Here is a 22,938-nt window from a genome sequence, read left to right as displayed (position 1 = left end):
CTTCGGCGGGGTCCGTTCTGCTGCCTTCCCTATCCATCGTCGCGACCTTCGAGGTCGGTCCGGCGCCCGGGGCGCTTCGGCTTCGCCTCGAAGTACGCCGCGACCGCAGCCCGCAGGAATTTGACGCGCGTACTGCCCGGCTGCTGATCACCGGCCGGGAACCCGCTCTTCGGGTTCACCCGCAGCGCGTGCAACGCCTGCCGGCTGATGCCGTTCTCGGCGCAGATCTCGGCAAGGGTCATCCATTCACCTTCGGACTCGGTCGGCACAGCGCCACCACCCCTCGAACCTCTTGACATTGTAAATAGGTGACTCTTAGTTTGAACTCGCATACGGAAAAGCCCCGGCCGGCGCTGACGACGCCATATGGCCGGGGTGGACCGTGCCCAAAGCCGTGAAGCCGAGAGGGCCGATCCGTGAAGAATCGTAGCCGGGAGCATCCGGCCGTAACCCCTGATGGAGGCACCCCACCGCACCGGTTCACGAACCGGCTCGGGTGGCGCATCGGGACCGCCATCATCGCGCCGGCCGCCGCCGGGATCGTGGCTTGGTCGCTGTACGTCGTCGCACACGACATGTACGGCGTCCCCTGGGTCCTCGCCACGCTTGTCGCCGCGTGCTTCGACGGCGCTGCGCTCGCCTGCCTGTACCTGGCAAGCGAGGCGGTCCGAGAGAACCGCAGCGCCCTCGGGCCGCGGCTCGCGACGCTCGGGCTCGCAGCGATCTCGATGTACCTCAACAGGCTTCACGCGCTGCACATCGACGGCGGGCTGGGCGCGACGCTGCTCTTCGCCGCGCCGACCGCCGCCCTACTCCTGATCGCCGACCTTTCGTGGGCGGCAACCCGCGAGCGGCACCGGATCGCGCGGGGCGAGCAACGGATGCGGTTCCCCGTGTTCGGTTGGCTCGGGTGGGTGCTCGCCGGCGAACAGGCGTGGGACGCGACGAAGCAGCGCGCCGTCGAGCACGTCACCGGGAAGTCGGCCGAGGTCGAGCCGGCGGCCGCCGTCCGCGAGCCGGGCGAGCTGCTCGCCTCTGAGCTCGGCGACATGACACCGAGCAAGGCGATCCGAATCATGCACGAGGCACGGCCCGAGCTCACCCTCATGCAGCTCGCCGACATTCTGCGGCAGTACGGGCAGGAAGTGACCGAGCTCGACGTCGCGATCGTCCTCGACCGCGTGCCGCGACCGAGCGGCGTCACCGTGACACGGGCTGATACGGGCCCGCATCACTACGAGGCGCCCCCGACGCAGCACGTCGTGATCACAGTGCAGCAGCTTGAGGCGATCACCGCGGTGCCGGCCCCGCCCGCGGAGCCCGAGTCGCCCGTCGATGGTGCGCCGGACCATACAGGTCAGCCGACAGAAACGCCCCGGCAGCACCAGCTCGACGACACCCGCCGGACCGATCGCATCGTCGATGAGGCGCTCGCCGCCTCCGGGCTGTCAAAGGCTGATGCGGTGCGCCTCGTGCGTGACGCGGTGCCCAGTCTCAACGCCGTGCAGATCGCCGCGCAGCTCACCCGCCGCGGGTTCCAGGCGACCGACGGATATGTACGCACGGTCAACTCGCGCGACCGCAACAAGGCGGCGCCGAACGCTTCTCCGCCGGCCCCGGCCACCCTGCCTGAGCCGCCCGCCCCACCGCGGTCGACGTCGTCCGGCCCCTACCTCTAACGACTGCCAAGTGTGACGCCGGTACGAGAGGATTGATCGCATGGCGAAGAAGATCGAGCACGCAGCCGGCGACAAGCACGTGACCCTCGACGAGCTGTCGGCGTTCGTCGCCGACGCCTACTCGAACGGTGCGACCGGGACCGAGGAAGTCGCGGGCGCCGTCACCTTCCGGGCCAAGCTGCGCACCGTGAGCGTGAACGTCACCATGCAGCCCGAGGGGAAGCAGACGAACGAGGCGTGATCGGGGCGGGATTCGTTGAGGGTTCGGAACGGAATCGAAGACGAATCGCGCTCGAATCGTGCGCCCCTTTCTGACGACACCGCAGGTCACCGTGACCTGTCCCCCGGGGACTCCCTCGGGACTCGCGCGCGCGTGCTCCACTCCAATCCACTCCCTGTACGTGGGGGTTACTGAGAGAGCAGCACATACACGCAGTACGCGCGAGCGCACGACACGCTCTCTCTGCCGCCGCCCGTGACTTGACGCAGACGATCAGGGTGTCGCACTCTTGTCGGCAAGTCCGCCATGCCCGGACACAACAACAGACCACAGCAGCAGCCCCTCCCGGCCGACCGGTGAGGGGCTGCTCGCATTGGGGGTGCAGACAATGAGCCAACGCATGCGCCGCATCCGAGTGACCATCGCGTGGGTTCTCGTCGTTGGCTCCATCATCGGTTGGCCGCTCAGCATGGTGACCGTCGCTCGATCCGAGCCGCCGTTCGTACTGTCGCTGTCGTGGCTCGCAATCATCCTCGCCGCCGCCGAGCTGGCGACTGCCTCCCAGGTACACGAAGAACAAGGCGAGAACGATGGACACACCGCCGTATGACGACACCCCACCCCCCGACGAGAGGACCCCGCACCCATGCGCGTACGCCTCACCGACGGGACACGCGAGGTAGAGATCAGGACCGACGGCACGGCCGACGACACACCGCTGCTACGGCAGATCGAGCGCAGCGCCCGCCGGCTGCTCGACGCAATGCCCGCACCCCAGCGCACGACGACCAACGCGTTCGGGTTCGGCAAGCAGCTCGACCTCGACCGCATCGCCCTCGACTCGACGATCGAGCGAGCCGACCCCGACGACGAGCCCGACCTCGACGAGAACGGCGAGGCATGAGCGGCCGATGGCAAGGCAGCACAAGACGCGACGAGCTGCCCGCGGACTGGCCCGCGATCCGTGCCGCAGTCCTCGAACGAGACGAGCACCGATGCCGACAGATCAACGAGGGCAGAGTGTGCCGACGTTGGGCGAATCAGGTCGACCACATCAGGCGCGGCAACGATCACCGGCCCGAGAACCTGCAATCGCTGTGCGCCGACTGCCACGCGATCAAGAGCAGCCGCGAAGGCAATGACGCACCCCGCATCACCCGGTACCGCCCCGTCGAGCGGCACCCCGGGCTTCTGTGAGCTGGCTCCCGACTCGCCGATAGCTCGCAGGGTTACGGCAGGTGCCCTCGCAAGCGCTCCCGTCGCTCTTGCGCCCTTCGGGCCAGACCCTCTTTAGTGAACCCCTCGCGTGGCCAACGACGCATTACGCGAGCACGGTCCCGCCGCCGTTCTGCCAGGATCTGGAGGGCGCGACCCGGTAGGGGCTCGCCCCCAACGTACCGAGGGGGGCTGTTCCCCTTCCTCTCCCAAATAGCGCCCGCCGCATCTGTGTAGTGAAACAGGACAACAACGGACTCATGCCAGCAGATTTCTGGTGGCACCAAGGATCCGTCATCTTCGTTTTTCCACACAGCAAAATTGAAGGTGGCTTGCCGGACAGGTGCGAGCAAGTGCACAAATGGAGGCTCAATCCGCGCGGTTCCCACGCCGGCGTACTCGCCATCACGTAGCAGAACAGCACTTACAGACATGACGCGCACATCGGTGACCGGTGTCTGCCCAAGGTTCTGGATGATGGCGGAATCGCAGTTGAAATCGGTCACCGCCGTAAGCGTGGCCCTCTCCTTCTGCGCTCCGCGCAGGACGCTCTGTTGTGAGTAGTGCTGCCACACGGCGATCCCTAGAGCGCTCGCCGCGGCGAAAGTCGTCGCAAAGGCTGCAAACCATTGCGCACCAGTAGCGGCCTCCGCTGCGAGATCACCCCAAGCATGCATGTAGGCACGGTACGCACTGATTCATGCGTATTGCCGTTTACGATCCCGGTTATCACCCACATAGCTCTCGCGAACGAAGCCGGCAACGAGCTCACTTCCCGCCATCCCGGCATTCCCGATCAGCCCCTGGGGGGTGACTCCCTCCCCCGCCCCTTCGGGGTTCCGGGAGGTGCTGCGGCTCTCCGCGCGTATGAAACCCCCGGATTCCGGGGCATGGCGCCCCCTGTACTGCCCGTGGGCGGACGGGCAGAGGGTCGGGAGGGTGATTCGATGGCGCGGCGGTAGGGCGCCGCACAGCGCCTCTCGCCCTCTCGACCCCCATCAACTTACGGTGAATGCGCAGGTCAGCGCCATGAAAGCGTTACATCTGCGGTATGATGGTGGGCATGGAGACGCCCCGCTGCGAGCACTGCGACGAGCCACTGCGCATCACCGCGCGGCGGCACGCCCGGTACTGCGGCGGTACCTGCCGCGTCGCCGCGCATCGTGCCCGCCGCACACTGCCCGACGAGCTCACGAGCCGGCCCCGTTGGGTGCGCCGCACCTCGCGGAAGCTGCCGATCGCGGTCGACGGCGACACGGCGAGCAGCACGGACCCCGAGACTTGGTCGCGCTACCGCGACGCCGCGGCGTCTACCGCCGGCGCTGGGCTCGGGTTCGTCCTCGACGGCGACGGCGTCGTGTGCCTCGACCTCGATCACTGCCTGTACGGCGACCGGCTCGCCCCGTGGGCGCAGCGCATCGTCGACGCGGCCGGCCCGACATGGGTCGAGCGATCGGTGTCCGGCGACGGGCTGCACATCTGGGGACTCGGCGAACTGCCGCACGGCCGGCGCATCACCGTCGGGACCGGCACGGTCGAGCTGTACGGGACCGGCCGGTACATCGCGGTCACTGGGGACACGTGGGGCGGCACGCCCCGCCGGCTCGGCGATCTGTCCGACCTGATTCACGAACTGCTGTAGCGGCTCCCGACACGGGGCGCTGCGGCGTACCCGACACGGGAGGTAGACCCATGGCGGTCACGGGGCGCAAGCCGAAGGACGGGCCGAAGCGGAACAGGGTCGCCGCGGTGCACGAGTGGACGACCGTCGCCGACGAGCGGTACGAGGGCCCGCGGCCCGAGCTGCCCGAGGCGCGGCGGGTCGAGTGGACCGATCGCGAGCTCGGGCGCTGCTCGGAAATGCAGCCGTTGCAGCAGCTCACCCGCGTGTGGTGGGAGCGCATCACCTCTATGCCGCACTGCGTTCTCTGGGATGACGGCGACTGGCAGTTCGTCATCACGACCGCCATGGTCGCCGACGCGGTGTTCGCCGGCGACGTCCGGCTCGCTGGCGAGCTGCGGCAGCGCGAGCGGGTGATCGGCACGACCCTCGACGCTCGGCGAGATCTCCGCATCCGGTACGTGCCGGTCGAGGACGTCGACCAGGACGACGACGAGCAGCAGCTCGCCGCGGCCGCCGACGCACGGCCGGTGACCCGGCTCGCCGACCGCCGGCGCCGGTTGACCGCCGATGCCCCGTGAGCTCGTTCGCGCCCGGGACCATGACCGCACCCGCTCGCTAGGTTGGCTCGCCCTCGCGTGGAAAGAGCATTTCTGCGTGCACGGGCCCGGCGATATTCAGGGCCGGCCGCTCGCCCCCGACGCTCCCGACGGCGTCCCCCTCGACGACGAGCTCGCGGCGCTCACAGTCGATGCCTACGCCCTCGACGGGTCCGGGCGCCGGCTGTACGACTCGACGTTCTTCTCTCGGGCGAAGGGGCGCGACAAGAGCGGCACCGCCGGGCGGTTCGTGCTCTTCGAGGCATTCGGGCCGTGCCGGTTCGCCGGCTGGGCCGAGGGCGGCGAACGGTTCCGGTGGCGCGACTTCGAGTACGTCTACGAGCCGGGCGAACCGATGGGTCGGGGCGTCACGTACCCGTTCATCAGGTGCCTTGCCACCGAGGAAGGGCAGGCAGGCAACACCTACGACAACGTTCTGTTTAACCTCACCGACGGGCCGCTCGGCGAGGATCTGCCGGGCGACGCCGCGGGCGTGACCCGGGTCATCCTTCCGGACGGCGGCCAGATCGTTCCGTCGACCGCGTCCAACGCGGCGAAGGACGGCGGGAAAGAGACCTTCGTCGTCTTCGACGAGACGCACCTGTACGTGCTGCCCGAGCTGCGCCGCATGTACGCGACGGTCCGGCGCAACATGGCGAAGCGCAAAGAGGCGTCGCCGTGGTCGCTGGAGACGTCGACGATGTACGCCCCGGGCGAGGGGTCCGTCGCCGAGGAGACGCACACGCTCGCGAAGCTCATCCGGGAAGGCAAGACCCGGCGCGAGCGGCTGCTCTTCGATCACCGGCAGGCGCCCGAGGGCGTCGACCTCACCGACGAGGCTGCGGTGCGCTCGGCGCTCGTCGAGTCGTACGGCGACTTCGCCGCGGTGATGGATCTCGATCGGATCGTCGACGAGGTTTTCGACCCGCGGAACTCGCCGAGCGACAGCCGGCGGTACTTCTTCAATCTGGCCGAAGCGGCGGCCGACGCATGGCTCGCCGAGCCCGAGCTGATCGCCGTGAGCGACCTCGACAAGGTGATCGCCGACGGCGACATGATCACGCTCGGGTTCGACGGCTCGCGGAAGCGCTCGCGGAAGGTCACGGACGCGACGGCGCTGATCGGCTGCCGCGTGTCCGACGGGCACCTCTTCGAGATCGGCGTATGGGAGCAGCCGGCCGGCGCCGCGGGTGAGCACTGGGAGGTGCCGAAGGCCGAGGTTCTCGCCGCGATCGAGGCAGCCTTCGAGCGGTACAACGTCGTCGGGTTCTTCGCCGACCCGGCGAAGTGGCAAGAGCACGTGACCGGTTGGGAAGCGCGCTACGGCACACAGCTCGCGGTCAAGGCGACCCGCGATCACCCCGTCGAGTGGTGGATGACCGGCGGCCGCGCGATTCACATCGTGCGGGCAACGCAGCGCCTACTCGACGCGATCCTCGAACGCGAGGTGACCTACGACGGGTCGTACGCCTTGACCCGGCACTTCCTCAACGCCCGCCGCCGAGAGGGGCGTACGGGCATCCAGATCATGAAGGAGAACCCCGACTCGCCGCGCAAGATCGATGCGGCGGTCGCGAGCATCCTCGCGTTCGAGGCGCGGTCGCAAGCGGTCGCGAAGGGGCTCGCCGAGGCGGCCGCCCCGATGGGCGGGTTCACGTTCTGACAGCCCGAGAGGGGGCGACATGCTGAGTGACGAGGTCGACTCTCCCGACTGGTGGCTGCTGCGGCTCGGGCGTCAGATGCGTGACCGGACGATCGAGCTCGATCTGTGGTGGGACTACTACCGCGGGCGGCACCCGTTGCCCGAGCTGCCGAGCAACGTCGGCGAGGCGTTCCGGCAGTTCCAGCGCAAGGCCCGTACGAACTTCATGGGCACGGTGGCGAATGCACCCGTGCACCGGCTGCGGGCGCTGGGTATCACTGACGGCGACGGGAACCCGGACGACGACGCCGCCCGATGGTGGCAGCTCAACCGACTCGACTCGCGGCAGAAGCAGGTGTACCGCACCGCGCTTACGCAGTCGGTCGGCTACATGATCGTCGGACCGCACCCGACCCGAGTCGAAGAGAACAGTCGGCCGTCACCGCTCATCACCGCCGAGACGCCGCGCGAGTGCATCGTCGAGCACGACCCGGCGACCGGCGAGCGCCGCGCTGGGCTCAAGGCTTGGTACGACGACGTCGAGCGGGTCGGCCGGGCAACGCTGTACCTGCCCGACTTGATCGTGCGGTACAAGACGAAGCAGCGCGGGCCCGGCCGGCTCCCCTGGGGTCGGCAGGCGTGGGAGCAAGACGGCGACGAGCAAGAGCACGACCTCGGCGGTATGCCGATGATCGATTTCCCTTGTCGGCCCGAGCTCGGCGAGGACCCCGAGCCGGAATTCGCCGGCGTGATCGACATTCAGGACCGGCTCAACCTCGGCGTGCTCAACCGGATGACGGCGGCGAGGTACTCAGCCTTCCGACAGAAGTACATCACCGGGCACAAGTTCCGGAAGCGGACCGATCCGCTCACCGGGCTCGAAGTCGTCGAGCAGCCCTTCGTTCCTTCGCCCTCGGCGGTGTGGGCGAGCGAAGGCGAGGCGACGAAGTTCGGGCAGCTCGACGCGACCGACTTGAGCGGGTTCTTGAAGGAGCACGAGGCGGATATCCGGAACCTGTTGCTGATCAGCAACACCCCCGCGTATTACTTCGCGACCGACCTCGTCAACATCTCGGCGGACACCGTGCAGGCGCTCGACGTGCTGCACCTCGCGAAGGTCGGCGAACACATGGCGTTCTTCGGCGAGGCGATCGAGGACGTCTTCACTCTGTGCGCGCGGCAGGCAGGCGTCGAGCGCGACTTCACCGAGGCCGAGGTGCGTTGGCAGGACCCGCGGCAGCTCAACCCGGCCGTGCTCGCCGACGCCGCAGTGAAGAAGAAGGGGATCGGCTACCCGCTCGGCGTGCTCGCCGAGGACATGGGCGAGTCGCCGCAGCGCGTGCGGCGCATCACCGCGGGCGCCGCGGCCGATGCGCTGCTCGGCGCCTCACTGCTGCCGGCGACGCCGCAGCAGCCGGCAGCGCAGCAGCCGGCCGACCCGGGTATCGGTGAGACAGCGTGAGCGAGGCGACGCAGGCGGCGCTCGCGCAGCAGTACGACGGGCTCACCGACCGACTGCGCGAGCGGCTGCTCAGCTTCGTGACCGACGCCTTCGAGTCGCTCGGCAGCTACCGCGACGCCGACGCCGCACTGTTCGTCGAGCACGTGCTGCCGGTCGTACTCGGCGCTCAGCAGCAGATGGGGGCGCTCACCGACGCCTACCTCGCGAGCATGGTCGCCGACATGTTCGGCGGCGCCGCGGCGCCGGCCGGCGTTGTCCTCGACGATGCGCTGCGCGGCGTCGCACCCGAGGCGGTCTACGCCCGGCCGTTCGCGTCGGTGTGGTCGGCACTCGGCGAAGGCAAAGACATGACCGACGCGGTCGACGCCGGCCGCGTCCGGCTGCGCTCGATCACCGAGACCGACATGCAGCTCGCCCGCACCCATGCGGCGCAGCAGACGATGCGGCGCAGCGGGTCGCGGTTCTACCGGCGCCGGCTATCGGGCTCGAAGAACTGCGCGCTGTGCGTGATCGCGAGCTCGCAGCGGTACCGGGTCGAGAAGCTGATGCCGATTCATCCTGGCTGCCACTGCAAGCCCGAGCCTTTGCCGGGCGATCGCGACCCGGGGCAGATCATCGACGAGGGGCTGCTGAAAGAGGCGCACGACACGATTGCGCGCGACCTCGGCGAGTCGGACCGCGGCGGGCGGAAGCCCGATTACCGGAACGTGATCATCACCCGCGAGCACAGCGAGATCGGCCCCATGTTGGCAGTTCGCCGGCACGAGTTCACCGGCCCGAAGGACGTCCCGAAGACGGACGACCCCGGGACGGAATGACGCCGACACGGCGCACATCTGCTCACCCTCACCCGACACGGGAGACACCACCATGCGCAAGCGCACTTTGCCGACGCTGCCCGGGACCGAGTCGGTCGCCGGCTGGGCGCATCCCTACCCGACCGGTCTGTTCTCCCCGTTCTTCTACAAGGACGGCGGCGACGGCGGCGGGGATGACGACGCCGACGACGACAGCGACGACGACCAGGACGACGCCGACGACGACAAGCCCGACAAGGGCAAGAGCGACGACGGTAAGGACTGGAAAGCCGAGGCAGAGAAGTACAAGGCGCTGTCGCGCAAGCACGAGGCCCGCGCGAAGGAGAACGCCGGCGCCGCGAAGGAACGCGATCAACTGCGGCGCGAGGGGATGCCCGAGCAAGAGCGGAAGATCGAGGAAGCAGTCGGCAAGGCGCTCGCTGAAGAGCGGGCGAAGAACGGCGGGAAGCTCGCGCGGCAGGCGTTCCTCGCCGCGGCGAAGGGACTCATCCCCAACGCGAGCGACGTCGCCGACGACGTGAACCTCTCGCGGTACGTCAACGACGAGGGCGAAGTCGACGAGGACGGGCTCGCCGAGCTCGTGAAGCGCCTCGCCCCGAAGGCGTCCGACACGGACGACGACGAGGACGACGACGGCGACGACGGGCGCGACACGCGCCGCGGCGGCCGCGACCGGCGCGGGTTCGATCAGGGCGCACGCGGCGGCCGCTCGAAGGACCGTCGCCGAACCAGCGTCGCAGCCGGCCGCGATCTGTGGGCCGAGAAGCACGCCAAGAAGACCACCACCTGACACCGGGAGTCTCCCGATGAACCTCACCACCTCGACCGAGAGCTTCGGTCAAGACGATCAGTCGTGGCTCGCGTCCGCGCACGGCACGGAAACCGCGAGGACGATCACCCTCGACACGTCGGCGTTCACCGCCGGCACGCACTACCCGAATGGCTACTTCCCGAGCGGTCTGCCGCTGGGCAAGATCACCGCGACCGGGAAGTTCGGGCCGTACGACGGCGCCGCGTCCGACGGGCGCGAGACGCTCGTCGGTCACCTCTTCACCGCGGTGAAGGCTCCGACCGTGAACACCATCGACCCGCAGGGCGGGCTCTTCTGGCACGGCGGCGTCGTCGAGGCCAAGCTGCCCGCCGCCGTCGACTCCGCCGGAAAGACGGACGTCGCCGGCCGGATCACCTACTTCTGAAAGGGGTGAGTAACCCGTGCTGATCAACAACGACTACATCACCCCCGCCGAGCTCACCGGCTACGTGCGCGCCGGCGAGGCCGACCGCGCAGCGAATCAGTTCACGCTCGCGCGATGGCTGCCGAACAACGACATCGACGATCTTGAGTACCGCTTCACGCGGGGCGGCGAGGGGCTCGTCGAGGCGGCGACGTTCCGCTCGTACGACACCGAGTCGCCGATCGCCGCGCGGCCCGGGATCGCCCGAGTGTCCGGTGAACTGCCGCCTATCTCCCGCAAGATCCGGCTCGGCGAGTACGACCGGCTGCGGCAGCGCCGCCTCGACGGGCAGGTGCGCAACGCGCTCATGCGCGATTCGCTGCGCATGACGCGGGCAGTCTCCGCACGCATGGAGCTCGCCCGCGGCGAGGCGCTCTACAAGGGCAAGCTCGAACTCGCCGAGAACGGCATCGTCGCGACCGTCGACTTCGGCAGGAAGTCGTCGCACACCGTCGTCGCCGGAACCGCGTGGACGGACCCGGCGGCCGAGATCCTCGCCGATCTCATGGCGTGGAAGTCGACGTACATCACGACCAACGGCGAGGCGCCCGGGGCGATCCTCACGAGCGATCGAGTCGTCGCGCTGATGATGCGGAACGACGAACTGCGCGCCCTCGTCTACGCGGGCGGCGTCTCGCAGCCTTCCGTGATCAGCGTCGCCTCGATCAATGAGGTTCTTCGGGCGTACTCCCTGCCTGCGATCTCGACCTACGAGGCACAGGTGCGGGTCGGCGGGACCGCGACCCGGATCATCCCCGACGACCGCGTGCTGTTGCTGCCGGCCGCCGGCGACCCGAACGACCCCGAGTCGACCGACCTCGGCGCGACGCTGTGGGGCACGACTGCCGAGTCTCTCGACAGCGATTACGGGATCGAGGAAGGCGAAGAGCCGGGCATCGTCTCGGGCGTCTACGCGGAGAAGGACCCGCCGGCGCTGTGGACGAAGGCCGCGGCGATCGGGCTGCCCGTGCTCGCGAACCCCGACCTGACGTTCTGCGCCGACGTCGCCTGAGAGGGGTGAGCAGCATGAGCGAGCAGCAGCTCGTCGCGACCGTGCACGTTCGTGATCTCCAGGGCCGGACCGTCGTGCTCGAAGCCGGCGACGAGGTACCGGCGTGGGCGGTCAAGCAGATCACGAACCCGAAGGCGTGGGGCAACGTCGTCGACACGGTCGACGTTGTCTGGGCGCCCACGCCCACGCCCACGGGCGGGGGCGTCGTCGAGGCGCCGCCCCGGTCCGGCAAGGGCTCGGGGGTCGAGGCATGGCGGGCGTACGCCGAGCGCAAGGGCGTCGACGTCGACCAGGACGCGACCCGCGAGGACGTGATCGCCGCGTGCGAGGCGGCTGGCGTCGTCGATCGAGAGGAGTAGCGGCATGGCGCCGTTCGCGACCGTCGAGGACTACGAGGCGCGTGCCGGCGTGACCCTTGTCGAGCCGAAGCGCTCGCAGGTCGAGGCGTACCTCGACGACGCTTCGGCGCTCATGCGGCGGCACATACCGACCGGATACGAGCCGGACCCGGCGACGACGAAGGCGATAGCGGTCGCCGTCGCCCGCCGGGTCATGGCGAATCCGGGCGGGTACCGGCAGCGCTCGATCGGGCAGTACGCCGAGACCCTCGGCGAGAACGGCGGGCTGTACCTCACCGAGGACGAGATCGCACTGCTACAGCCCGAGACGCTCGACGACCCGAACGCCGACGCGGCGTACTCGGTCGGGCTGCGCGACGACGGGCTCCCCGGCTGGACGTACGACCCGCTGTGCAAGGGCCGGTTCCTGTGATCCCCGACGATCTGCTGCCGCACCTCGTCGACGTCGAGCAGCCGGGCACGACGACGGACCGGTACGGCAACGAGGTCGACGACTGGACTACCTCGACGCACACCGCGGTGAACGCGTGGATGCAGCAGAACACCGGGGCCGAGGACACCGACCAACGGAACGCGCAGATCGGCGAATGGCTGATGCTGTGCAACTCGCGCGACACCGAAGGGCAGCCGCTCACGGTGCGCGGCGAGGCACGCGTGCACTGGCACGGGCTCGACTTCGAGGTGATCGGACCCCCGGGCCCGGCGTACGAGCCGACCGAGCTGCATCACTACGAGATCAGGCTTAAGGCAGTAGAGGGGTGACCATGGCACGCCCGTCGTTCCGTCCCAACCGGCGCAACATCGCGACGTTTCTCAAGGCGCCGCAGACGCACGCGCTGATCGAGCGGAAGACCCGAGCAGTCGAGGGCGCAGCGACCGCGGCCGCGCGCTCCGATGGGTGGGAAGGGGAGTTCCGGACGGACGTCGAGACGGGCGACAAGCGCGCTCGTGGCGCCGTCATCGGCGACTACTCGACCCCGTACCCGGAAGTGTCGCGGCGGGCGCTGCTGCGCGCTCTGGACGCCGCGAGGGGCGCCGACTGATGGCGCCGCCGATCGTCTTCCCGGACGCGGCCGCCGTCGTCGCCGACTACCTGCGGGCGGCACTCGCCGAGCACGGGCAGCCGGTGCACGTCGGTACGCGGGTGCCATCACCGCGGCCGGCATCGTTCGTCCGGGTCGAGCGCATCGGCGGGGCGCAGCGGGACGTCGTGACCGACCGGCCGCGGCTCGACGTCCACTGTTGGGGCACGACCGAGGAAGCCGCGCACGACCTCATGCAGCTCGCGCGGGCGCTGCTCGGCGCGATCCCCGGATGGCGGGGGGCGACCGCGTACGACGTCGACGAGGTCGGCGGACCGAACCTGTTGCCGGACCCGGCGAGCTCGTCGCCGCGCTACGCCCTCGCCGTCGAGATATCGCTGCGGGGCAAGAGCCTCGCCACCTGAAATCGGGCTCACCCGCCCCTGACAGCACACCCCCGGACCGCGTCGCGGCCGGGGGTTTCTCATTGGAGGGACGCATGTCCACACCGACCCCGCCGGTCCTCGAAGACGGGCTCAGGAACGACTACATCCGCAAGCAGCTCATGCAGGCTGTGTATGCCGCGGACTACTCGGCGTCCGCCGTGGCGACGCCGTTCAACGCGTCCGACGGCGTCCTCGCCGCGATCCCGGCCGGCTACGTCCCGGTCGGCTACACCACCGACGACGGGCTGACGTTCACCGGTGATCTGTCGATGGCCGATGTCACTTCGTCGCAGTCGGTCGAGCCGACCCGGTCCGACGTCGAGTCGGACGTGCTCAGCGTGCAGTATGCGGCGCAGGAAACCAATCAGGCGACGGTCGCTCTCTTCGAGGGGCTGCCGCTGTCGGGCACGGGCGCGCTGCCGGCGATCGGCGAGGCGTGGCAGTGGGACCGGCCGGCGACGCCGAAGAACCCGTACAGGCGACTTCTGTTCATCGGGCTGGACTACAACGACAGCGGCGAAGAGATCTACGTGATCAAGTTCTTCCCGCGGGCCCGGCTCACCTCGCGAGACGACGAGCAGTGGGCGCGCAGCACCGAGACGCAGCGGCCGGTGACGTTCACTGCGTACCGCGATCCCGTGCTGAAGACGCCGTGCCGCAACTGGGTCGACGGTCCCGGGTGGAGGGCGTTCGCCCCGCCGCCCGAGGGTGGCTGATCTCCCCCATGAACGGGCGAGGGACGGCGGTTCTGGGTGAGCCCCTCCGTCCCTCGCCCTCGTGATGCTCACCCGCAGCTCACCCGAGGAAGAGAGCACGATCATGTCTAAGCCTAACCGTGCCCGGTTCAAGCTGTCCGCGGTCAAGCGCTCGTACGCCGAGGCTGTCGGCGGCGAGCTCGTCGAGGTCGAGACCGACGACGGGAAGGTGTTCACCTTCCCTCACCCGCTGTTCACCGAGGACGACCTCGCGCGGCAGATCGACGCCGCCGAGGGCGACACCGGTAAGGCTCACGTTCTGCTCGGCGAGCAGTACGACGACTTCGTGAAGAGCGGCGGCGACGCGAACTCGCTCATGCTCGTCTACGTCGCGGCCCGATCCGAGATGCAGGACACCCTCGGTCGGCACCGCCCTACGAGGAAGTAGGCGAGGGCGGCGACGAGCCGGCCGACGTCTACACCGTTCTTGACGTCCTCGGGGACGACCCCGAGGCCGTCGAGGCGGACCTCATCCACTACTACGGCCACGCCTACCCGGTCGGCGGGCCGCTCGCCTCGTTCTGGCGGGGCGAGATCACGCTGCGGCTGCTGCGGGTCATGGTCGAGGGGCTGCCGCCCGACTCGGCGACCGCCCGAGCGAACGCCGGTCACGACTGGCAGCACACGGACTACGCGGCGCAGGACACGGTCGATCTGCTCGCGCTGCTCGTGACGCAGTTCGCCAACGCGCACCGCGACCCGAAGAAGCAGCCGATGCCGCTGCCCGAGCCGGGATGGCGACCGGGCGACCCGCTGCCCGAGGACGTCGCCGCGGCCGAGGAAGAGCGCCGCGCGAAGGCGCGCGACGCGTACGACCGCATCAACTCGCAGGTGCTCCCCGGGAAGGGGTGATTCGTCGTGCCGGTCGAGGTCGGTGTCGGCTACGTCTCAATCGTTCCGGAGATGAGCCGGTTCGGTCCCGAGCTCGACCGGCAGATGAGCCGCCAAGAGGGACGACTGCGTACCGCGGTCACGCAGCCCATGACGGACGCCGGCGGGGACGCGGGCGGGGGCGCCGGTAAGGGCATCCTCGGCGGGATCGGCGGGGCGCTCAAGGGCGGAATGCTCGCGGTCGCGGCCGCCGGCGCGGCGCTGTTCGCAAAGGGCTTCTCGGACGCCATGGAGCAGGAGAAAGCCGGCGACAAGCTCGCCGCGCAGCTCGGGCTCTCCGAGAAGGAGTCGGCGCGGCTCGGCAAGGTGTCCGGCAGCGTCTACGCGAAGGGGTACGGCGAGAGCGTCGAGCAGGTAAACGACGCGCTCAAGTCCCTCGCGCAGAACGGCGTGACGGCGGTCAACGCCCCCAAGAAGGATCTCGCGGCGCTGAGCAAGAGCGCGCTCAACCTTGCCGAGACCTTCGACGCCGACGTGGGCGAGTCGGCGAAGGCGGCCGGGCAGCTCATTCGGAACGGGCTCGCGAAGGACGGTAAGCAGGCTTTCGACCTGATCACTCGCGGGTTCCAGACAGGGGCCGACAAGAGCGAGGACTTGCTCGACACGCTCAACGAGTATTCGACTCAGTTCCGCGACCTGGGGCTGACGGGGCAGCAGTCGATCGGGCTGCTCACGCAGGGACTCAAGGCAGGCGCCCGCGACAGTGACACGGTCGCCGACGCGCTCAAAGAGTTCGCGATCCGGGCGAAGGACGGCTCGGACAGCACGAAGCAGGGGTTCGACGCGATCGGACTGTCGGCGTCGACCATGGCGCAGACGTTCGCGAAGGGCGGGCCGCAGGCAGGCAAGGCGCTCGACACGGTCCTCGACCGGCTGCGGAAGATTCCCGACCCGGTCAAGCGGTCGCAAGTCGCGGTGCAGCTCTTCGGCACGAAGGCCGAGGACTTGCAGCAATCGCTCTTCGCCCTCGACCCGAGCAGCGCCGAGAGCGCCCTCGGCAAGGTGGGCGGCGCCGCGAAGCGCATGGGCGACACGCTGCACGACAACGCGTCGGCGAAGATCGAGGCGTTCAAGCGCACCGCGATGCAGGGCATCGTGACGTTCATCGGCGGGTACGTGCTGCCGCCGCTGGAGAAGCTCGGCTCGGTCGTCTCGCGCGTCGTCGGGCCGGCGTTCCGCACGGCGAAGGACGTCGTCGGCGGGCTGTTCTCGTCGTTCCGCGGCGGCGACGGGGCGCTCGCCCCGTTCATGTCGGCGATCTCGGGCGTCGGCGAGACCGTGCGCAGCACCCTCGGGCCGGCGTTCGCGACCTTCGGCGGCACCGTGCGCGACACGCTGCTGCCCGCGCTGTCTGGTCTGTGGTCGGTGATCTCCGAGCGGCTCGTGCCCGCGCTCGGCGGCGCCTTCGGGGCGTCGCTGCAATTCACCTGGGGACTGCTGTCGAAGGTCGGCGCGATCCTCGTCGGCGTCGTCTGGCCGGCCGCGATGAAGGTGTACTCGGCGATCGCCGACGCGCTCGGTCCGATCTTCCGGTCGGTGTCCGACTTCATCCAGCAACGGGCCGTGCCCGCGGTGCAGATGATCGGCGCGAAGCTCGGCGAGCTGATCACGAAGGCGCAGCCCGTGATCTCCGTCGTCGCGTCCGTCGCGTCGTGGCTCGGTCAACTCGCGGCGAAGATCGTCGGGTTCGTCGCCCCCGTCTTGATCAACTTGATCGGTCCGATCTTCAGCGCCGTGTTCTCCGTGCTCGGCACGGCGATCAGCGTGCTCTCGTCCGTGGTCGGCGCCGTCGTCGCCTTCGGGCGCGGGGTCGGTACGGTCGCGTCGGCGGTCGGTTCGGCGTTCATGTGGCTGTGGCAGAACGCCGTGTCGCCGGCGCTTTCGGGCATCCGTACGGCGATCTCCGTTGCGTGGTCGATCATCCGGCCGATTCTCGAAGTCGGCGCGGCAGTGATCCGCAAGACGCTCGGGCTCGCGTTCTCCTGGCTCTACAACTCGGTCGTAAAGCCCGTGTGGTCCGGCATCCGTTCGGCGATCTCCGCCGCGTGGAACGGCGCGATCAAGCCGGCGCTCTCGGCTATGTCCGGGTTCCTGCGGTCGACGCTCGGGCCGGTTTTCACGTGGCTCCGAGACAAGATCATCACGCCCGTGTGGTCGGCGATCCGGTCGTCGATCTCTACCGTCTGGCGAGGCGGGATCAAGCCCGTGTTCTCCGCGCTGAAGAGCGCGGTCGGCACCATCGGCGACAGCTTCCGCACCGCGAAGGACGCGGTCGGCAAAGCGTGGTCGGGGATCAAGGACGCGGCGAAGACGCCGGTCAACTTCGTGTTGGGCACGGTCTGGAACAAGGGACTGTTGCGCGCCTGGAACGCGATCGCCGGGTGGGTCGGGCTCGACAAGCACAAGCTCAAGCCGGTGAAGCTGCTCGCGTCCGGCGGCACGCTCGGGCCCGAGCCGGGCATCTACAACTCGCCGACCGCGATCGTCGGCGAGGGCAACCCGGCGCACCCCGAGTACGTGATCCCGACCGACCCGAAGTACCGCAAGAGGGCCCTCGCGCTGCACGCGGCCGCGGGCTCTCAGTTGCTCGCCGACGGCGGCGTGATCGGGACACTCAAGGGCTGGGGGAGCACGGCGGTCGATACGGTCGTCGGCGGCGCGAAGTGGGTCGGTGGCAAGGTCAAGTCGGCGGCCGACTTCCTGACCGACCCGAGCAAGGCTATGTCGCTGATCTTCCGTCCGATCCTGGGCAAGCTCGGCGGCATCGCGGGCGGGAACTTCGGCCAGGCGATCGCCACCGTGCCGCGCATGGCGGTCGACGGGATCAAGGATCTCGTTTCGAAGTTCCTCGACTTCGGCGGCGGCGGGTCGGGCCCGGTCGGCGGGTCCGGTGTGAAGCGCTGGACGAGCGTCGTCTTGCAGGCGCTCAAGATGGTCGGACAGCCGGCGTCGCTGCTGAACACCGTGCTGCGGCGCATGAATCAGGAGAGCGGCGGCAACCCTCGCGCGATCAACAATTGGGACGTCAACGCGAAGAACGGCGACCCGTCGCGCGGGCTCATGCAGACGATCGGCGGGACGTTCAACGCGTACGCCGGGAAGCTGCGCGGCCGCGGCATCTATGACCCGCTCGCCAACGTCTACGCGTCCATGCGCTACGCGCTCAGCCGGTACGGCTCGCTCGCGAAGGCATACAACCGCGCGGGCGGGTACGCATCGGGCGGCCGCCCGCGGGCGGGTGAACTCGCATGGGTCGGCGAACAGGGGCCCGAGCTCGTCCGCTTCAAGGGCGGCGAGACGGTCTACGACAGCCCGACGTCGCTGAACATGGCGGCCGGGCTCGCCGCCCGCGGGTTCGCGAGCGGCACCGCGAGGACGAACGCTCGGAGGGAAGTCCCGGGCGACCTGAAGTCGTTCACGAAGTCGCTCACCGGCAGTGCCTCGTCGATCTCGACGGCGGCGAAGAACCTCGCGGCTGATCTCAAGACGGCGGGCGGCGCCGGCCGGTCGCTGTCGACGTCGGTCAACAAGGCGTCGACGAAGTTGCAGACGCTCGCGAAGAGCCGCGACAGCGTCGGCAGCCGGCTCGACGCGGCGAAGCAGGCGTACACCGATCAGAAGAAGAGCGCTTCGGACTACCTCGGGTTGTCCAACATCAGCGCCCCGGGATCGGTCGGTGACCTGATCGCCGGTATGCAGTCGCGGCAGTCGTCGCTCAAGTCGTTTCAGGGGCAGATCAAGACGGCGTCGAAGAAGGGAGTCGGTCAAAGCCTGATCTCGCAGCTCGTCGCGGCCGGTCCCGACAGCGACCTCGCCGGGCTCGTCGCCGGCGCGAGCGCCGCGCAGATCAAGCAGCTCAACGCCCTCGCGAAGAGCGGCTCGGCGCTCTCGACGTCCTACGGCCGGACCATGGCCGACGCGATGTACGACGCCGGGTCGCAAGCCGGTCGAGGGTTCCTCACGGGTCTACAGGCGCAAGAGGCCGAGCTGCAAAGGCAGATGAACAAGCTCGGGGCCGGCATGGTCAAGGCGATCAAGCGCGAGCTCAAGATCAAGAGCCCGTCGAGGGTGACCGACGAGGTCGGCTCGCAGGTGGGCGCCGGACTCGTCGGCGGCATGGTCCGCAGCCTGCCCGAGGTCGACCGGGCCGCGGTGCGCATGGCTGCGGCCGCCGTACCAGTGCCGGTCACCTCGGGGCAGTCCAGTGCACCGGCCGCCGGGCTACGCCGGGGCGACACGGTCGTGCTCAGGGTCGGCGAGCGCGAGTTCGTCGCCGTCGTCGATGAACGAGTCGATGCCGGGATGAGCGACGTCCGCAAGCGCAGCCGAGCCGGAGTGAAGGGGAGGTAACCCAATGCCGATGATCGTCGATCCGAGCGCGCCCGAGGTGACGCCGCCGGACCGGGTCACCTCGCCCGACGGGTGGTTCGCCGCCATCGTCGACGAGCCGTGGGCGGGCGTCGTGCTGTCGGTGGACTACACCGCGGGCACCGCGCTCGCCGACGCCGTCGACGTCCGGCAGGTGCGCATCGTCCGGCAGGACCCGGGCGCGGCCGCGCCGATCCCGGTGCGCAGCGGCGACGCCGCGTGGGCGATCGAGGGCGTCGGCACTGCCTACGATCACGAGGCGCCCCTCGGCGTCGCCGTCATCTACACCGCGACCGCGGTCTACGAGGACGGGAGCACCGGCCCGTCGTCGAGCCTCTCGGTCACGGTGCCGGCGCCCGAGGTCGGCGACGACGACGATCTGTGGCTCAAGTCCCTCGACACGCCCACGCTTTCGGCTCGCGTAATGATCGTGGATTGGCCCGGCATGTCGAGCGCCGGCCGGGTCGACGCGGTCGACGTCGCCGGCAGCGCGTTCCGGGCGACGGCGTACGACTCTCACGGGGCGCCGACGATTCAGGTCACGGTCGATGTGACCGGGGCGACGAAGATCGAGCGGGTTCGGAAGCTGCTCGTCGACGGCGTGCTGCTCGCGCAAGTGCGACCGGCGTACCTGTACGCCGACCGGTATTTCGTGGTCGGTGACTGGACAGAGAAGCCGACCGGGAAGCTCGGGATCGACGACCCGTCGATGCAGTACACATTCACGATCGAGCCGATCGAGCGGCCGGCGACCGCCGGGCAGCCGATGCGCCTGCCCTCGTGGTCGTGGGACTCGCTCGCCGAGCTCTTCGCCGACTGGAATGCGGTCGCGTCGAGCTACAGCACGTGGGCGTCGCTGTCGACGAACGGGGTCACCTGATGCTGCCGGTATCACCGGCGGCGTACGAGGCACTGCTGCGCACGGCTCGGCGGCCGCGGCGAGCGGCCTGGTCCAACGACGGCGGCCGCACATGGGTCGAGGCGAAGTGCGGCTCGGCGAAGGTGACGCCGGACCGCAACGCCGAGTGCCGCTACAGCGGTTCGGCCGAGCTCATCGGCGTGCCCGTCGGCCGCGACGGGATCAACACGGTCGCAACGCAGGTGCGTCTCTGGCAGGGGATCGCGGGCCCGCGCATGGATACCGAATGGATTCCGGCCGGGGTCTACGTCGTCGACCGGGCCCGTCGCACGCGGCTCGGGGCAACGGTCGATCTGCTCGGGCTCGAAGATGCGATTCGCAGCGCCTCGTTCCCGACGACGCGCACCATCGGCCCGGACACCGCGGCCGCGATCGTGCCGACCCTCGTCGGCGAGGCGCTGCCGAACGCCCCGATCTCATGGCGCCGCGGCGTCGACAAGGGCACGGCCGTGCCGCGGTTCGTCGTCGACGAGGACCGATGGCAGGCGCTCAGCACGGGCACCGACAGCTCGGGGACGAAGACCGGGATCGCCGCGGCGCTCGGCGGCGAGATCTTCGCCGACGCCCGCGGCGTGATCACACTCGCCCCGGTGCCGACCCTCGCCGACGACGTTGTGTGGCGTATCCCGTACGGCGTCGCCATGGTGCAGCCGGCCGAGGAGCAGTCGGCCGAGGGGCTCGTGAACGTCTGGGCGATCTCGGGTGACGGCGGCGACGGGGCGCCGGCGGTCGGCCCGGTCTATGTCTGGGATGACGACCCGAACTCGCTCACCTTCGCCGGCCCGGACCCGATCGAGGACCCTCTCGCCCCGCAGCGGCTCGGGCTCACCGGCGTACGGCTGCGTGTTGAGCGCTACTCGTCACCGCTCATCACCTCGGCAGCGCAGGCGTACGCGGTCGGCCGGGCGAAGCTCGCCGACTCCCTCGGCGTACAGAGCTCACTCTCGTTCACCGCGGTCTGTCACCCCGGGCTCGAACCCGGCGACGTCGTCGACGTCGAGGTGCGGCCGGGCGAGTGGCAGCGCCACATCATCGACTCGTGCCCGTACGAGCTCAGCGCGGCGTCGATGAGTTGCACGACCAGGACGACCGCACGGAGGCTCACATGACGGATGCGGCACGGCAGCTCGGCGAGGATCTCGCCCGCGCGCTGTCGTCGAGCGGCAGCAGCGCCGGCACGGTGTCGGCCGAAGTCGTCGACGTCACCGACGCCGGCGTGAACGTGATGATGGGCGGCGCGCTCGTCCTCGACGTGCCGTGCGCCGACAGCTACCGCGGCCGGAAAGCCGGCGACTGGGTCGCGGTCCGGCCCGGCGCGCGGCCGGTCGTCATGTGGCGACTCGGCGCCGACCCGGGCGCCACCGACGAGGCGACAATCAGGCAGCTCGCGAACGAGGTCGCCCTCGACGTGCAGGTGCTTCGGGCGGCGACATGGGGCACCGCGGCGCCGGCCGGCTCGGGCTGGCAGCAGGTCAACACGCTGTACCTGCGTAAGAACGCCGAGGGGAAAGTCGAGCTGTACGGGCATCTCGGCAGCGAATCGGACACGTCGCCGGACGCACCGGCCGGGCGGGCACCGAAGCCCGTCACGGTCACCGCGAACTCAACCGGCTCATGGCGCAACGGCCGGCGCGACAGCTACCGGGACTACCCGTTTCAAGGGGACTACACCGGCGGCGGGAACCTGCGGGGCGCATGGTTCTACGGCAACAAGATCGCCGATGCGTGCTCGGGAAAGACAGTCGCCTCGATGAAGGTGTCGTTCACCCGCCGCCGCGGCTCGGGCGCGAACGCCCGCCGGCCGATGCACCTGTACTTGCACGACCACACCTCGCCGCCGTCGTCGCTCGACCTCGACGAGGGGCCCGAGGAACTGCTGTCGCTGTCGGTCGGCGCGAACGGTACGGCGACGCTGCCCGCGGACTGGCGGGCGAAGCTCGCGAGCGGCACGCGCAAGGGGCTCGCGATCTACGCCCGCGGCAGCCGCGATTACGCCTCGTTCACGGGCGGCTCGATCACCATCACGTTCTCGTAAGGAGGCGCCGAAGTGGCAACAGTCGGCTACGTGAATATCAGGATTCCCGGCGGGGGCGATGCTCCAGTCGGGCCCGGCGCGCTCATGGAAATGGGCACCGACATCGACCCGCACCTGTTGCAGCACGTCGCCGATCAAGCGGAGCGCGACGCGACGTACGCCGACGCGCCGCTGCACACCGCGGTTACGGCCGAAGACGGTTCGCTGTGGCTCAAGACGTCGGCGACCACGAACACATGGGCCACCATCTACGAGCCCGACCCGGCATGGCGGCCGATCGGCCTCGTCACCGGCTATCAGGCAGGCACCTATCGACCCGAGGTGCGCCGCATCGGCAATCACGTGTGGCTGCGCGGCCGGATCGAGCGCACCGACGGGACCGTGATCCCGAACGGTGGCATCGCGATCGCCAAAGTCCCCGACGACTGCATTCCGCTGGAACAGATCGGCGCGTACGCCGCGACCTCGTCGCTCGCCGACGACGTCGTGATCGGCACGGGGAAGCTCGAAATCCTCGACACCGGTACGGCGAGCTCGCTCGGCGACCCCGGCTCGGTTCTGTGGTGGTCGCAGGACGGCGCAACGGCGGCCGGTACCCCCTGGGTGAACATCAGCGGCGACTACTGGCTCGACTGAAAGG

Annotated in this window: 27 protein-coding genes; 26 read left to right on the top strand and 1 reads right to left on the bottom strand. The window is 69.5% G+C overall.

What is annotated here, in order from left to right; all coding sequences use genetic code 11:
• Nucleotides 1–29 precede the first annotated feature (29 nt).
• Entirely contained in the window at nt 30–242 is a 213-nt protein-coding gene (locus ACZ45Z_RS01515) for a hypothetical protein (RefSeq protein WP_468354295.1), read from the bottom strand.
• Between the two features lie 174 nt (nt 243–416).
• Between ACZ45Z_RS01515 and ACZ45Z_RS01510 the strand changes: the two genes are divergently transcribed.
• The 26 genes from ACZ45Z_RS01510 (at nt 417) to ACZ45Z_RS01385 (ending at nt 22,934) form a co-directional block, all read left to right on the top strand.
• Nucleotides 417–1,679: a DUF2637 domain-containing protein gene (locus ACZ45Z_RS01510; RefSeq protein WP_468354293.1), complete on the top strand. Its 1,263-nt coding sequence runs from the start codon at nt 417–419 to the stop codon at nt 1,677–1,679.
• A gap of 40 nt (nt 1,680–1,719) precedes the next feature.
• The gene (locus ACZ45Z_RS01505) at nt 1,720–1,920 is read left to right on the top strand and encodes a hypothetical protein (protein WP_468354291.1); all 201 of its coding nucleotides are present in this window, start codon (nt 1,720–1,722) and stop codon (nt 1,918–1,920) included.
• 379 nt (nt 1,921–2,299) lie between these two features.
• Complete coding sequence (locus tag ACZ45Z_RS01500) at nt 2,300–2,509, top strand: hypothetical protein (protein WP_468354289.1); 210 nt, start codon at nt 2,300–2,302, stop codon at nt 2,507–2,509.
• Nucleotides 2,510–2,545: 36 nt separating this feature from the next.
• The gene (locus ACZ45Z_RS01495) at nt 2,546–2,803 is read left to right on the top strand and encodes a hypothetical protein (RefSeq protein WP_468354287.1); all 258 of its coding nucleotides are present in this window, start codon (nt 2,546–2,548) and stop codon (nt 2,801–2,803) included.
• Nucleotides 2,800–3,096 carry an HNH endonuclease gene (locus tag ACZ45Z_RS01490; protein WP_468354285.1) on the top strand — a complete coding sequence of 99 codons (297 nt, stop codon included), beginning with the start codon at nt 2,800–2,802 and terminating at the stop codon, nt 3,094–3,096. The genes ACZ45Z_RS01495 and ACZ45Z_RS01490 overlap by 4 nt, the downstream gene beginning before the upstream one ends.
• A 1,081-nt stretch (nt 3,097–4,177) precedes the next feature.
• Entirely contained in the window at nt 4,178–4,756 is a 579-nt protein-coding gene (locus ACZ45Z_RS01485) for a bifunctional DNA primase/polymerase (RefSeq protein WP_468354283.1), read from the top strand.
• Nucleotides 4,757–4,806: 50 nt separating this feature from the next.
• Nucleotides 4,807–5,316 (top strand): phage terminase small subunit, encoded by a 510-nt coding sequence (locus ACZ45Z_RS01480; RefSeq protein WP_468354281.1) that lies wholly within the window; start codon nt 4,807–4,809, stop codon nt 5,314–5,316.
• A gap of 76 nt (nt 5,317–5,392) precedes the next feature.
• Nucleotides 5,393–6,997 (top strand): Terminase, encoded by a 1,605-nt coding sequence (locus ACZ45Z_RS01475; protein ID WP_468354279.1) that lies wholly within the window; start codon nt 5,393–5,395, stop codon nt 6,995–6,997.
• A 19-nt stretch (nt 6,998–7,016) separates the two neighbouring features.
• Complete coding sequence (locus tag ACZ45Z_RS01470; protein WP_468354277.1) at nt 7,017–8,438, top strand: phage portal protein; 1,422 nt, start codon at nt 7,017–7,019, stop codon at nt 8,436–8,438.
• Nucleotides 8,435–9,256 carry a hypothetical protein gene (locus ACZ45Z_RS01465; RefSeq protein WP_468354275.1) on the top strand — a complete coding sequence of 274 codons (822 nt, stop codon included), beginning with the start codon at nt 8,435–8,437 and terminating at the stop codon, nt 9,254–9,256. The genes ACZ45Z_RS01470 and ACZ45Z_RS01465 overlap by 4 nt, the downstream gene beginning before the upstream one ends.
• A 52-nt stretch (nt 9,257–9,308) precedes the next feature.
• Nucleotides 9,309–10,046 carry a hypothetical protein gene (locus ACZ45Z_RS01460; protein WP_468354273.1) on the top strand — a complete coding sequence of 246 codons (738 nt, stop codon included), beginning with the start codon at nt 9,309–9,311 and terminating at the stop codon, nt 10,044–10,046.
• A gap of 16 nt (nt 10,047–10,062) precedes the next feature.
• Nucleotides 10,063–10,452 (top strand): head decoration protein, encoded by a 390-nt coding sequence (locus tag ACZ45Z_RS01455; RefSeq protein WP_468354271.1) that lies wholly within the window; start codon nt 10,063–10,065, stop codon nt 10,450–10,452.
• A gap of 16 nt (nt 10,453–10,468) precedes the next feature.
• Nucleotides 10,469–11,503 carry a major capsid protein gene (locus ACZ45Z_RS01450; RefSeq protein WP_468354269.1) on the top strand — a complete coding sequence of 345 codons (1,035 nt, stop codon included), beginning with the start codon at nt 10,469–10,471 and terminating at the stop codon, nt 11,501–11,503.
• A 14-nt stretch (nt 11,504–11,517) separates the two neighbouring features.
• Complete coding sequence (locus ACZ45Z_RS01445; RefSeq protein ID WP_468354267.1) at nt 11,518–11,862, top strand: hypothetical protein; 345 nt, start codon at nt 11,518–11,520, stop codon at nt 11,860–11,862.
• Between the two features lie 4 nt (nt 11,863–11,866).
• Nucleotides 11,867–12,274, top strand: a complete 408-nt coding sequence (locus tag ACZ45Z_RS01440) for a hypothetical protein (RefSeq protein ID WP_468354265.1) — start codon at nt 11,867–11,869, stop codon at nt 12,272–12,274.
• The gene (locus ACZ45Z_RS01435) at nt 12,271–12,624 is read left to right on the top strand and encodes a hypothetical protein (RefSeq protein WP_468354263.1); all 354 of its coding nucleotides are present in this window, start codon (nt 12,271–12,273) and stop codon (nt 12,622–12,624) included. The genes ACZ45Z_RS01440 and ACZ45Z_RS01435 overlap by 4 nt, the downstream gene beginning before the upstream one ends.
• 2 nt (nt 12,625–12,626) lie before the next feature.
• Nucleotides 12,627–12,905 carry a hypothetical protein gene (locus ACZ45Z_RS01430; protein ID WP_468354261.1) on the top strand — a complete coding sequence of 93 codons (279 nt, stop codon included), beginning with the start codon at nt 12,627–12,629 and terminating at the stop codon, nt 12,903–12,905.
• Nucleotides 12,905–13,309, top strand: a complete 405-nt coding sequence (locus tag ACZ45Z_RS01425; RefSeq protein ID WP_468354259.1) for a hypothetical protein — start codon at nt 12,905–12,907, stop codon at nt 13,307–13,309. The genes ACZ45Z_RS01430 and ACZ45Z_RS01425 overlap by 1 nt, the downstream gene beginning before the upstream one ends.
• Nucleotides 13,310–13,383: 74 nt before the next feature.
• Entirely contained in the window at nt 13,384–14,046 is a 663-nt protein-coding gene (locus ACZ45Z_RS01420) for a phage tail tube protein (RefSeq protein WP_468354257.1), read from the top strand.
• Between the two features lie 103 nt (nt 14,047–14,149).
• The gene (locus ACZ45Z_RS01415) at nt 14,150–14,473 is read left to right on the top strand and encodes a hypothetical protein (protein ID WP_468354255.1); all 324 of its coding nucleotides are present in this window, start codon (nt 14,150–14,152) and stop codon (nt 14,471–14,473) included.
• A gap of 170 nt (nt 14,474–14,643) precedes the next feature.
• Entirely contained in the window at nt 14,644–14,937 is a 294-nt protein-coding gene (locus ACZ45Z_RS01410) for a hypothetical protein (RefSeq protein ID WP_468354253.1), read from the top strand.
• Between the two features lie 6 nt (nt 14,938–14,943).
• Complete coding sequence (locus tag ACZ45Z_RS01405; RefSeq protein WP_468354251.1) at nt 14,944–19,326, top strand: phage tail tape measure protein; 4,383 nt, start codon at nt 14,944–14,946, stop codon at nt 19,324–19,326.
• A gap of 4 nt (nt 19,327–19,330) precedes the next feature.
• Nucleotides 19,331–20,224 carry a hypothetical protein gene (locus ACZ45Z_RS01400; protein ID WP_468354249.1) on the top strand — a complete coding sequence of 298 codons (894 nt, stop codon included), beginning with the start codon at nt 19,331–19,333 and terminating at the stop codon, nt 20,222–20,224.
• Nucleotides 20,224–21,372 (top strand): phage tail protein, encoded by a 1,149-nt coding sequence (locus ACZ45Z_RS01395; protein WP_468354247.1) that lies wholly within the window; start codon nt 20,224–20,226, stop codon nt 21,370–21,372. Before ACZ45Z_RS01400 ends, ACZ45Z_RS01395 begins: the two co-directional genes overlap by 1 nt.
• Entirely contained in the window at nt 21,369–22,298 is a 930-nt protein-coding gene (locus tag ACZ45Z_RS01390) for a hypothetical protein (protein ID WP_468354246.1), read from the top strand. Before ACZ45Z_RS01395 ends, ACZ45Z_RS01390 begins: the two co-directional genes overlap by 4 nt.
• A 12-nt stretch (nt 22,299–22,310) precedes the next feature.
• Nucleotides 22,311–22,934, top strand: coding sequence for a hypothetical protein (locus tag ACZ45Z_RS01385; protein ID WP_468354244.1), 624 nt, complete (start codon nt 22,311–22,313; stop codon nt 22,932–22,934).
• The last annotated feature ends 4 nt before the right edge of the window (nt 22,935–22,938 follow it).

The organism is Streptomyces sp. NPDC031210, from assembly GCF_055570395.1.
This window is presented reverse-complemented; position numbering and strand designations above follow the sequence as displayed.